The 10,755-nt window shown below is 73.8% G+C and carries 12 protein-coding genes; 4 read left to right on the top strand and 8 right to left on the bottom strand.

The features are described from left to right. Positions 1-43: 43 nt before the first annotated feature. Positions 44-514 (bottom strand): Lrp/AsnC family transcriptional regulator, encoded by a 471-nt coding sequence (locus tag ABT300_RS36925; RefSeq protein ID WP_351685500.1) that lies wholly within the window; start codon positions 512-514, stop codon positions 44-46. Between the two features lie 125 nt (positions 515-639). On the opposite strand from ABT300_RS36925, the gene ABT300_RS36920 reads away from it, so the two are divergent. Then, on the top strand, positions 640-2,070 hold the full coding sequence (locus tag ABT300_RS36920) for a pyridoxal phosphate-dependent decarboxylase family protein (RefSeq protein ID WP_351685498.1): 1,431 nt from the start codon (positions 640-642) through the stop codon (positions 2,068-2,070). On the opposite strand, the gene ABT300_RS36915 is transcribed toward ABT300_RS36920, so the two are convergent. Beyond that, positions 2,045-3,301: an extracellular solute-binding protein gene (locus ABT300_RS36915; protein ID WP_351685496.1), complete on the bottom strand. Its 1,257-nt coding sequence runs from the start codon at positions 3,299-3,301 to the stop codon at positions 2,045-2,047. The genes ABT300_RS36920 and ABT300_RS36915 overlap by 26 nt on opposite strands. Before the next feature lie 228 nt (positions 3,302-3,529). Here ABT300_RS36915 and ABT300_RS36910 point away from each other — a divergent pair, with 228 nt between their 5' ends. Beyond that, complete coding sequence (locus ABT300_RS36910; RefSeq protein ID WP_351685494.1) at positions 3,530-3,745, top strand: dodecin; 216 nt, start codon at positions 3,530-3,532, stop codon at positions 3,743-3,745. A 72-nt stretch (positions 3,746-3,817) separates the two neighbouring features. Here the strand turns inward: ABT300_RS36910 and ABT300_RS36905 are convergent, their stop codons facing one another. Beyond that, on the bottom strand, positions 3,818-4,309 hold the full coding sequence (locus tag ABT300_RS36905; RefSeq protein WP_351685491.1) for a phosphatase domain-containing protein: 492 nt from the start codon (positions 4,307-4,309) through the stop codon (positions 3,818-3,820). A gap of 215 nt (positions 4,310-4,524) precedes the next feature. Here ABT300_RS36905 and rpmF point away from each other — a divergent pair, with 215 nt between their 5' ends. Together rpmF and ABT300_RS36895 are read left to right on the top strand one after the other, a co-directional pair. Next, positions 4,525-4,695, top strand: a complete 171-nt coding sequence (gene rpmF, locus ABT300_RS36900; RefSeq protein ID WP_351685489.1) for a 50S ribosomal protein L32 — start codon at positions 4,525-4,527, stop codon at positions 4,693-4,695. Between the two features lie 72 nt (positions 4,696-4,767). Then, positions 4,768-5,814: an LLM class flavin-dependent oxidoreductase gene (locus ABT300_RS36895; RefSeq protein WP_351685486.1), complete on the top strand. Its 1,047-nt coding sequence runs from the start codon at positions 4,768-4,770 to the stop codon at positions 5,812-5,814. A gap of 6 nt (positions 5,815-5,820) precedes the next feature. Here the strand turns inward: ABT300_RS36895 and ABT300_RS36890 are convergent, their stop codons facing one another. The 5 genes from ABT300_RS36890 to ABT300_RS36870 form a co-directional block, all read right to left on the bottom strand. Beyond that, positions 5,821-6,882, bottom strand: a complete 1,062-nt coding sequence (locus tag ABT300_RS36890; RefSeq protein WP_351685483.1) for an NAD-dependent epimerase/dehydratase family protein — start codon at positions 6,880-6,882, stop codon at positions 5,821-5,823. A gap of 39 nt (positions 6,883-6,921) precedes the next feature. Further along, entirely contained in the window at positions 6,922-7,890 is a 969-nt protein-coding gene (locus tag ABT300_RS36885) for a lysophospholipid acyltransferase family protein (RefSeq protein ID WP_351685480.1), read from the bottom strand. Continuing rightward, a complete protein-coding gene (locus ABT300_RS36880) occupies positions 7,887-8,669 on the bottom strand; it encodes a GNAT family N-acetyltransferase (protein ID WP_351685478.1) in 783 nt (260 codons plus the stop codon). Before ABT300_RS36880 ends, ABT300_RS36885 begins: the two co-directional genes overlap by 4 nt. Before the next feature lie 434 nt (positions 8,670-9,103). Further along, complete coding sequence (locus ABT300_RS36875; RefSeq protein ID WP_351685476.1) at positions 9,104-9,853, bottom strand: succinate dehydrogenase/fumarate reductase iron-sulfur subunit; 750 nt, start codon at positions 9,851-9,853, stop codon at positions 9,104-9,106. After that, the coding region (locus ABT300_RS36870; protein WP_351685473.1) for an FAD-binding protein at positions 9,850-10,755 on the bottom strand (906 nt) is incomplete at its 5' end. The genes ABT300_RS36870 and ABT300_RS36875, both read right to left, overlap by 4 nt.

Raw genomic sequence — 10,755 nt, 5'->3', positions numbered from 1 at the left:
GGTGTGCTCGTCGGTTCTGCCCCGGCCCCGGCCCCGGCGTGGGTCAGGGGCCGGTGTGGCGTTGCAGGAGGGGGCGCACGCTGAGGGGCTGCAGTTCCATCAGCACGATGGCGGTGTTGGAGCGGACGACGCCGGGGACCTCGAGCAGGCGGTCGGTGATGCGGTGGAGGTCCGTGGTGTCGCGGGCGACGACCCGGGCGAGGAGGTCCGCGTCGCCGGTGGTGACGAGGAGTTCGACGACCTCGGGGATGCGCAGGATGCCCTCACGGGTGGGCCGTCCCACCCGCTGGCTGATCGACAGGGTGATCAGCGCGAGCAGCGGGTAGCCCAGCGCGGCCGGGTCGACGCGGCGGCTGGGTTCCTTGAGGTGGCCGCTCTCCTCGAGCCGCTTCAGCCGGCTCTGCACCGTGTTGCGGGCGAGGCCGAGCCGGTCGGCCAGGGCGACCGTGGTGGCCTGCGGGTCCGCGTCGAGCGCGAGCAGGAGGCGGGCGTCGACGGCGTCCACGTTTCGCATGATGCCCAGTATGCCATGACACAAAGGGACGGCATTGAGCATTATGCGCAATGCCTTTGCCGCCTATTGCGCATATTGATGGCCGTTTCTAGGTTTCCGCCATGCAGAAAGCACCATGCGATGGCATGTCAGCGAAAAGCGTCCCCCCGGCCCGGGACCGGGTGTGGGGCGACGAGGACGAGGTGGTCTCGGCCGCCGTGCGGTATGCCTGGGACCGTCTGAGGCAGGACCCGGATCCGGTGACGGGCGCCCGCCCCGCAGCCGACCTGGCCGAGGCCGCCGGCGGCGCCGTCACCGGCCCCGGCATCGGCGCCGCCGCCGCGCTCGGGCTGTTCGACCGCGTCCTGGCGCCCGCCACCCGCGCCCAGAACGGGCCGACGAACCTGGCCTACATCCCCGCCGCCCCCACCCGGGCCGCGCTCGCCTTCGAAGCCGTCACCGGCGCGGCGAACATCTTCGCGGGGACCTGGGAGGCCGGGGCCGGAGCCATCCACGCCGAGAACGAGGCGCTCGCGTGGCTCACCCGGCTGCTCGGCTGGCCCGCCACCGCGGCGGGGTGCTTCGTCAGCGGCGGCACCATGGGCAACCTCTCCGCGCTCGTCGCCGCCCGCGCCGCCTGCGAACGGCCCCGCCCGGCCGGCGGCTGGAAGATCGTGTGCGCCGACAGCGCGCACTCCTCGATCCGGTCCGCGGCGCGCACCATGGACGTGGAGGTGGTCACCGCGCCCGTGGACCGGTACGGGCGCCTCACCGGTGCCGCCGTGAGCGCCGCCCTCGACGCCGCCGACGGGGTGTTCGCCGTCGTGGCGACCGCCGGGACCACGAACGCAGGCCTGGTCGACGAGCTCGACTCCGTCGCCGACGCGTGTGAACGCCATGCCGTGTGGCTGCACGTCGACGGCGCCTACGGCGGCGCCGGCCTGGCCGCTGCCAGCGTGCGCCACCGCTACACCGGCATCGAACGCGCCGACAGCTTCATCGTCGATCCCCACAAGTGGCTGTTCGCACCGTACGACTGCTGCGCGCTGCTCTATCGCGACCCCGCGCCGGCACGGGCCGCGCACAGCCAGTCCGCGCACTACCTCGACGCCATCGACCGTGGCGTCCACAACCCGTCGGACCTGGCGCTCCATCTCAGCCGCCGCGCACGCGGCCTGCCGTTCTGGTTCAGCCTGGCCGTCCACGGCACCGACCGCTACGCGGCGGCCGTCGAGCGGACCCTGGCCGTCAGCCGGCAGGTCGCCGACGCCGTCCGGGCGAGCGACCACCTGCGCCTGGTGGCCGAACCCGAGCTGTCCGTCGTCCTCTTCGAACGACCGGGCTGGGGCGCGCGGGACTACGCGGCGTGGTCCGCGCACGCCGCCCGGACGGGCGTCACGCTGTGCGTGCCGACCCGGTGGAACGACAGGACCGTCCTGCGCATGGCCTTCGTCAACCCCGACACCCGTGCGGACGACGTGATCGACGTGCTCCAGACGCTCCGCGGCGACCACCTCGGGCAGGAAGCCCACGGACGGGGCGGGAACGCGGTCAGGACACCGTCAGCGCCCGGGTGATCCGGCGGGCGGCGCGACGGGCCTCGGTCGCCGGGTCGGCTCCGGTGAGCACCTTCGTCATATAGCCCTTGATCGGGTTGTCCGCCTCGACGGCGGCCCACTCGGGCGTGCTGGGGGTCGCGCGGCCCTGCGCGGCCCCGGCCGCCATCGCCGCGACGCCCTCCTCGCCGGCGACGGCTCCGGCCAGCTTGGCCTTGTTGGGCACGTAGTTCATGGTGCGGGCCAGCTCGGTGTCCCAGGCGGCGCCGGTCAGCGCGGCGACCACGGCGACGGCGCCCTCGCGGACGTCCGTGTTGCGGGGGACGACGAGATCGGATCCGCCGGTGAAGACGGCGCCGGGCCGGTCCCCGCTCTTGCCGGGCACCGGGAAGAAGCCCAACTCGCCCTCCAGGGCCGGGTTCTGCTCCAGCACGGCGCGGGCCAGTCCCGGCACGGCCACGATCTGCGCCACCCTTCCGGTGGCGAACACCCCTGCCTGGGGCGGATGTTCCTCGTCGGCGGCGACCGGTCCCCTGCCGAGCGCCTGCAGACGCCGGTAGAAGTCCATGCCGCGCAGGGCGGCCTTAGTGTCGAGGGCGCCCTGCCAGCGCCCGCCGTCCTCGGTGGCGAGGTCGCCGCCCTCGTCCCAGATGAACCCGGAGAGGGTGTACCAGTCCTGACCGGCGAGGTAGACGCCCTGCCGGCCGTCCGCGTTCAGCTTCTCGGTGGCTGCGAGCCACTCGGCGCGGGTGCGCGGCAGGGCGGTGACGCCGGCCTGCTCGAAGAGGTCCTTGCGGTAGATCACCACCCGGTTGGCCGCGTACCAGGGGATGCCGTACTGGTGGAAGCGCTGCTGTCCCGGTTCGGCGAGACCGGGCAGCCAGTCGTCCCTGCCCCACTTCGCCGCCGATTCCAGGGTGAGGTCGAGCAGCCCGCGCCCGACGACGTACCGGGGGACCTGGGTGTTGCCCACCTCGATGACGTCCGGCCCGTTCTCGCCGTCGGACTCCAGGGCGGCCTCCACCTTGTCGCCGACGCCGGTCCACTCCTGGATGCGGACGTCGAGGTCGAGGTCGGGGTGGTCGTGTTCGAAGTCCGCGATGAACCGGTCCAGGAACTCCTGCGAGGCGCTGTCCTTCATCAGCCACACCGTGACCGTGCTCCGGTCGGGTCCGCCCGTCCCGGGCAGCACCCCGCAGGCGGTCAGGAGGGCGGCGGACACGCAGAGGGGGGCGAAGAGGCGACGTCGCACGGGGGTCCTGTTCTGTCTGGCGGACAGGGCGGGGGCCCGACATGGGGGACGAGCGCGGCGCTCGAACGGGTGTCCCGGATTTTGGTATGGACCAATGCGGGGGTCAAGGGGATCCGCCCGGAACGCGCCCGTCCGCGCCGACGCCTCGCGCTCCGCCGCAGCTTGGGGCACGGTGGAGTGACGCGTGACACACGTGACGACGCCGTCACGATCGAGAGGAGCGCCCCGATGTCGAACCACACCTACCGGGTCACGGAGATCGTCGGCACGTCGCCGGACGGCGTCGACCAGGCCGTCCGCAACGGACTCGCCCGCGCCTCGCAGACGTTGCACAACCTGGACTGGTTCGAGGTGACCCAGGTGCGCGGCCAGATCGAGGACGGCGACATCGCGCACTGGCAGGTGGGCCTGAAGGTCGGCTTCCGCCTGGACGAGACGGACTGAGCGACCGGGACCCGCCCAGTTGCGACCCTAGGGCCCGGGCCGCTCAGGCATGAGCCTCCGGCCCCGGGCGGATCAGGTGCGACCCTCGCCCTCCTGCGCCTGGTGCAGTTCGCCCGAAGGGGCGGTCCAGCGCGCCCGCACGACGGTGAACCCGGCCCGTTCCGCGTCGACGCAGACCAGTTCGTCGTCGTCCACCAGGACGCGCACGGTCCGGTCGCGGGCGAGCCCGCGCAGGATCTCCAGCTTGGTGAGCCGGGCCGGCCGGCGGTCGCCGTTGCGGCGCATGTGCACGCGCCCCTTCGGCAGCCCCTGCGCGGCGAGCCACTCCAGCGTGTCGCGCCGGCAGCGCTCGGGCCGGCCGGTGAGGTAGACGACCTCGCACTCCTCGGCATGGGAGAGCGCCAGCGCGACGCCTTCCGGGATCGGCGGGTCGTCCGGAGCGGCCGCGAAGAACGCGTCCCAGTCGCGCGGCCTGCGCTCCAGGAACCGCTGCCGGTGGGCCGTGTCGGCGAGGGTGTTGTCCAGGTCGAACACGGCGAGGGGCCGACTGCTGCTCTCGTTCACGCCGTCCACCCTAGCCAGGCGCCGCCACGGGACGGCCTTCGGGCGCTCCCAGCCGCCCCACGACCTCCCCGCGACGCCCCCACGACCGTCCCCGCGGCCGCCCCCACCGCCGTCCGAGACCGCCTCTCCACCGCACCGCGAACACCAATTGCACATGGGAACCATTTTCATATAGCGTCCTCGAAGCTCACCGCGAGCCGACCGAGGAGGTTCCCATGGCCGTTCCGAAACGGAAGACGTCCCGCAGCAACACCCGCCACCGCCGGGCCCGGTGGAAGGCGACCGCACCGGCCCTGACGCCGTTCACCGTCGACGGTGTGCGTCACCTCGTCCCCCAGCGCCTGCTGAAGGCGTACGAGCGCGGCCTGCTGCACCCCGCGGACTGACGCCCTGGCCGAAGCCGAAGCCGAAGCGCCGGGGCCGAGGAATCCCGTGGGCCGCCAGGCGTTGAACCCTGTATGAGCTCCGTGATCGCCTCGGCCCGCTTCTCCGTCCTCGACCGCTCGCGCATCCGCGAGGGCCACACCGGCGCACAGGCGCTGCGGGACACCGTGGCGCTGGCGCAGGAGGCCGAGCGGCTCGGCTACCACCGGTTCTGGGTGTCGGAGCACCACGGCGTGCCGGGTGTCGCCGGGTCCGCGCCCACCGTCCTGGCGGCCGCCGTGGCCGGCGCGACCGACGCCATCCGCGTCGGCACCGGCGGGGTGATGCTGCCCAACCACCGCCCGCTGGTCGTGGCCGAGCAGTTCGGCGTCCTGGAGTCCCTGTTCCCGGGCCGCATCGACATGGGGCTCGGTCGTTCCGTGGGCTTCACCGACGGGGTGCGCAGGGCGCTGGGCCGGGACAAGGAGGACGCCGACGACTTCGCCGGGCAACTACGGGAACTGCTCGACTGGTTCACCGGCGGCTCGCCCACGGGGGTCCGTGCCCGGCCGTCGGAGGGCCTGACCGTGCCGCCGTTCGTGCTGGCACTGGGCGAGGGCGCGGAGATCGCCGCCCGCGCGGGCCTGCCGCTGGTGGTGGGCGATCTCCGCGACCGCGCGAGGATGCGGCGCGTCGTCGACCGCTACCGCGCGGGCTTTCGGCCCTCGCCATGGGCGGCGGAGCCGTACGTCGTCGTCTCGGGGACGGTCGCGGTGGCCGGGACCACGCAGGCCGCGCGCCGGCTGCTGGCGCCGGAGGCCTGGTCCATGGCGTACGCGCGGACCCACGGCACGTTCCCTCCGCTGCCGCCCGCCGAGGAGGCCGAGAGGCGACCGATGACGGCCAAGGCGCGCGAATACTACGAGGCCGGGCTCACCGGCGGCGTCGTCGGCGACGAGGAGCAGGTCGCCCGGCAGCTCGAGACCGTGCTCGAGGAGACGGGCGCGCAGGAGGTGCTGGTGACGACCAGCACCCACGACCGGGCCGCGCTGCTGGAGTCCTTCCGGCGGCTGGCCGCGATCGTCGACCGGGAGCGCGGCGACGCACCGCGCCGGACGGCGGCCGCGCTCCCGCACGCATAGGGCCGCTCACCGGCGGGCGCGCTGCTCCCGCCAGGCCCGGTAGTGGTCCGTCACGGTCTCCTCGATCGGGCGGTAGACGAGTCCCAGTTCGTCGACGCTTCTGCGGTTGTCGACGCGGAAGCGGATGCCGAGGTGGCTGCGGATGTAGGCCTGGGAGAGGCCGAAGGCGGGGCCGAGGACGCGGACCGGCCAGTGCGGAAGGGCCGTCCGCGGCAGGCGCAGGTTCCTCGGATGCTGCTCGAGGAGGATCTTCGCCATCCGGTGGAAGGAGGTCATCTCCTCGGCGGCGAGGATGTACCGGCCGTGGGCGCCCGGGTGTTCGGCGGCCGCGATGTGGGCCGCGGCCACGTCCCGCACGTCGACCGTGGTGAAGCTGAAGTCCGGGGCGCCGTAGAAGAAGTAGCCCTTGAACAGTTCGTCCAGCAGGAACAGGCTGCCCGAGTCGGAGGACGGGGTGAGCGAAGGCCCCAGGATCAGGCCGGGGTTGAGGGAGACCATGCGCCAGCGGCGCTGTGCGGCCTCGGCCTCCCAGGCCGCCTGCTCGGCGACCGTCTTGGCGTAGTGGTAGGGGTTGTTCTCCACCGTGCTGGTGGTGTTGACGTACTTCTCCGACAGCGTCCCGCCCTCCATCTCCCGTACGTCGGCGTAGTCGCCGAAGATCGCGCCCACCGTGGAGGTGAGGACGAGCCGGCGGACCGTCGGCGTGCGCTCGATCGACGCCACGACGTTGCGGGTGCCGCGCAGAGCGGGCTCCACGACGTCCCGCATCCCGTCCTTGATCTTCTCCGGCATCAGAAACGGTGAGGCGACGTGGAACACCACCGTGCAGCTCCGCATCGCCTCGTCGAAGGAGCCCTCGGTCAGCAGGTCGGCCTCGAAGAGGTCGAGGCGGCCGGGGAAGGCGTCCTGGAGGGCGTGCAGCGGGGCGCACTTGGCCGTGTTCGCCGTGGAGCGCACGGTGGTGTGCACGCGGTGGCCGCGGGCGAGGAGCTGCTGGACGAGATGCGCGGCCACGAAGCCGCTGCCGCCCGTCACCAGCACCGACGTGCCGGCCGGATCCGTGCTCACGCGCGCTCCCCTCGGAGGTCGGGACGCGTCATGATCCCATCAACTCGGCGCGGACGTACCCGCGTTGCCGGCAATCGCCGCGACGGCCGGCTGCCGCCGCGCGGCCGTCCGCCGCCGGCCGCCTCCCCGGAGCACGCCGCCGACCGCCCGCCGTGGGCCACGAGGGCCACGTGGGCCGAGCCGGAGGGCGGCGGCAGCGGGCGTTTCGGACGCGAGCCGCTCACGCGGCGCGTCCAGCACCCCGGCGCCGGCCGCCGCGGCCAGCGCCCTGCGGTCCGGGTGACTCTCCGCCGCCAGGGCGGGCAGCACCTCGACCTCGGCCACCAGACCCCGGGTGGACGCCACCCGCCACAGCGAGGCGAGCAGGGAGTCGTCGCCGACGAAGGCGGCCGCCGTGCTGACCGACCCGCCGCCGTCGCGGTAGCCGATGCGCACCGGCTGGACGCGGGCGCCGGCGTCCAGCGCGGCCTGGAACACCGCCCTGCGGAAGCGCCCCTGCGCCCGGCCGCACCAGGTGCTCCCCTCCGGGAACACGGCGACCGCCCGGCCGGAGCGCAGTACCTGCGTGATCCGTTCCACCGTGGCGGGCAGGGCGCGCAGCCGGTCGCGGTCGATGAACAGCACGCCGCCGCGCGCGGCCAGCGCGCCCGCCACCGGCCACCGCCGGATCTCGGCCTTGGCGAGCATCCGCGCCGGGCGGACGCCCGCCAGCAGCGGGACGTCCAGCCAGGAGATGTGGTTGGCGACGAGGAGCACTCCCCCGGCGGCCGGCGCGCTCGCGCCGGTCACCCGGACGCGCACCCCGGCCGCCCGGACGACGGCGCGGCTCCACCGACGCACCGCGCCCGCCGGGATCAGCCCGCCGAGGGGCGACAGCGCCACCCCCGCCAGCACCAGCAGGGCGAGCGCCGTGAGCCGCAGCACGGCCCTCGGGACGCCCGTACGGGACGCCGTCCCTCGCACGCACGCCCGCGGAGTGCAGGGCGCCGCCGGCAGCCAGACGCTCACGCGGCGGGCACGAGCGAGAGGAAGTGCCGCAGGTAGCGCGGGTCGACCCGGCTCATCGGCAGCAGCACGTACAGGTCGGCGACGTTGAAGTCGGGGTCGTGGGCGGGCTCCCCGCACACCCAGGCGCCCAGCCGGACGTAACCGCGCAGCAGGGCGGGCAGCTCGGTGCGTCCGGCTGCGGCGGCCGACGCGGCCGGGGAGGGCGTCCACGGCCGCAGCGGGCGCACCCGGAACTCCTCGGGCGCCAGGTGCCTCACACGCACCCGCTCCCAGACGCCGGCCGCCAGCGCGCCGCCGTCGGCCAGCGGGACGGAGCAGCAGCCGGCCAGCCACGCGTGGCCGCGGTCCACCATGTACCGGGCGATGCCGGCCCAGATGAGGCCGATGACCGCGCCGTCGCGGTGGTCGGGGTGCACGCAGGAGCGGCCGACCTCGACCAGGCCGGGCCGGATCGCGTCGAGCGCGCCGAGGTCGAACTCGCCGTCCGAGTAGAGGCGTCCGGCGGCCGCGGCGCGCTCCGGCGGCAGCAGCCGATAGGTCCCGACGACCTGGCCGGTGTGCGTGTCGCGCACCAGCAGGTGGTCGCAGCGGGCGTCGAACGGGTCGACGTCGAGGCCCGGTTCGGCGGACGCCAGCGTGGCGCCCAGCTCGCCGGCGAACACGTCGTGCCGCAGCCGCTGCGCGGCCCGTACGTCGTCCTCGTCGCGGGCCAGGGTGACGGTGTAGCGGACGGGTGCCGTGGACTGCTGGGGGCGGTCGAGCGTGGAAACGCCGGTCATGGCTCTCTCCTGTCGCGGGCCGGGTGGGCGCAGCGGCTGCAGCCCCCTGGCGTGGGTGCTGCCGCCCCTGTTCTTCCGCTCCCGGCCGACCTCGGCGTGACCGGCGCGAGGAGAGCTGATGTGCGCTTGCTGAACGGCTCGGGCCGACGCCGGGGGACGGGTGCGGAGGGCGCCCGTCGCTCCGGCGGTCGGGTCGCCGGCCCGTTCACCGGCCCGTCACCGGTCGGTTCACCTGTCGGGTCGCAGGCCCGGTTCGCCTGTCGGGTCGCAGGCCCGGTTCACCTGTCGGGTCGCAGGCCCGGTTCACCTGTCGGGTCGCAGGCCCGGTTCACCTGTCGGGTCGCCGGTCCGGTTCGGACGCGAGACGGGGCCGGGGAGCACCACTCCCGGCCCCGCCCGTCCGCACCCTCGGCGAACGCTTCACATGCCCGGCGCTACCGCTTGGCAGCCTTCCGGGTCGCCCGCAGCCACTCCCTGTTCATGCCGGTGATGGACATCAGCGGAATGCCCTTGGGGCAGGCCGTCGCGCACTCCCCGGCGAGGGTGCAGCCGCCGAACCCCTCCTCGTCCATCTGCGCCACCATGTCCAGCACCCGCGTCTCCCGCTCGGGAGCGCCCTGCGGCAGCACGTTGAGGTGGTTGACCTTGGCGGAGGTGAACAGCATCGCCGCCCCGTTGGGGCAGGCGGCCACGCACGCCCCGCAGCCGATGCACTCCGCGTGCTCGAAGGCGAAGTCGGCGTCCGGCTTGGGCACCGGCGTGGCGTGTGCCTCGGGCGCGGCGCCGGTGGGCGCGGTGACGTATCCGCCGGCCTGGATGATCCGGTCGAGGGCGCTGCGGTCGACGACCAGGTCCTTGACGACCGGGAAGGCGGCGGCCCGCCACGGCTCGACGTCGATGGTGTCGCCGTCCCGGAAGGAGCGCATGTGCAGCTGGCAGCTGGTGGTGCGCTCCGGCCCGTGCGCGTCGCCGTTGATGACGAGCGAGCACGCGCCGCAGATGCCCTCGCGGCAGTCGTGGTCGAAGGCGACCGGGTCGTCGCCGCGCAGGATGAGCTCCTCGTTGAGCGTGTCGAGCATCTCCAGGAAGGACATGTCGGGCGAGATGCCGTCCACCTCGTACGTGGACATGGCGCCGTCGGAATTCGTGTCGCGCTGCCGCCAGACGCGCAGGGTGAGCCTCATGCGTAGCTCCGCTGGGTGGGGTGGACGTACTCGAAGACCAGGTCTTCCCGGTGCAGGGTGGGCGCGTGGCCGGCGCCCGTGAACTCCCAGGCGGCCGCGTAGGCGAACTCGTCGTCGCGGCGGGCGGCTTCGCCGTCGGGCGTCTGGGACTCCTCGCGGAAGTGGCCGCCGCAGGACTCGGCGCGGTGCAGGGCGTCGAGGCACATCAGCTCGGCGAGCTCCAGGTAGTCGACGATCCGGTTGGCCTTCTCCAGGGACTGGTTGAACTCGGCTCCGGCGCCGGGGACCTTGATGCGGCGCCAGAACTCCTCGCGGATCTGCGGGATCCGTGCGAGTGCCTTGCGCAGACCGGCGTCCGTGCGGGCCATGCCGCAGAACTCCCACATCAGTTCGCCGAGTTCGCGGTGGAAGGAGTCCGGGGTGCGGTCGCCGTCCACCGACAGCAGCAGGTTCAGGCGGTCCTGCGTCTCGGCCAGCGCCTCCTGGACGGCGGGGTGCTCGTCGCTCACCTCGCTGCGGTGCGCGTGGCGGGCGAGGTAGTCGTTGACGGTCGCGGGGAGGACGAAGTAGCCGTCGGCGAGGCCCTGCATGAGGGCGCTCGCGCCGAGGCGGTTCGCTCCGTGGTCGGAGAAGTTGGCCTCGCCGATCGCGAACAGGCCGGGGACGGTGGTCTGCAGGTCGTAGTCGACCCACAGTCCGCCCATCGTGTAGTGCACGGCCGGGTAGATCCGCATCGGGACCTCGTAGGGATCCTCGTCGGTGATCCGCCGGTACATGTCGAAGAGGTTGCCGTACCGGGCCTCGACGGTCTTGCGGCCCATGCGCGCGATCGCGTCGGCGAAGTCCAGGTACACGCCCTGACCGCCCGGGCCGACGCCCCGGCCCTCGTCGCAGACGTTCTT

Origin of the sequence: Streptomyces sp. NPDC001027, assembly GCF_040299045.1 — a bacterium.
Taxonomy (GTDB): domain Bacteria; phylum Actinomycetota; class Actinomycetes; order Streptomycetales; family Streptomycetaceae; genus Streptomyces.
This window is presented reverse-complemented; position numbering and strand designations above follow the sequence as displayed.

What these genes read in the sequence shown, in the direction of transcription:
- ABT300_RS36925 (WP_351685500.1), bottom strand. Translation starts at nt 514, where the DNA reads ATGCGAAACGTGGACGCCGTCGACGCCCGCCTCCTGCTCGCGCTCGAC.
- ABT300_RS36895 (WP_351685486.1), top strand. Translation starts at nt 4,768, where the DNA reads ATGAGCTCCGTGATCGCCTCGGCCCGCTTCTCCGTCCTCGACCGCTCG.
- ABT300_RS36875 (WP_351685476.1), bottom strand. Translation starts at nt 9,853, where the DNA reads ATGAGGCTCACCCTGCGCGTCTGGCGGCAGCGCGACACGAATTCCGAC.
- ABT300_RS36880 (WP_351685478.1), bottom strand. Translation starts at nt 8,669, where the DNA reads ATGACCGGCGTTTCCACGCTCGACCGCCCCCAGCAGTCCACGGCACCC.
- ABT300_RS36910 (WP_351685494.1), top strand. Translation starts at nt 3,530, where the DNA reads ATGTCGAACCACACCTACCGGGTCACGGAGATCGTCGGCACGTCGCCG.
- rpmF (WP_351685489.1), top strand. Translation starts at nt 4,525, where the DNA reads ATGGCCGTTCCGAAACGGAAGACGTCCCGCAGCAACACCCGCCACCGC.
- ABT300_RS36920 (WP_351685498.1), top strand. Translation starts at nt 640, where the DNA reads ATGTCAGCGAAAAGCGTCCCCCCGGCCCGGGACCGGGTGTGGGGCGAC.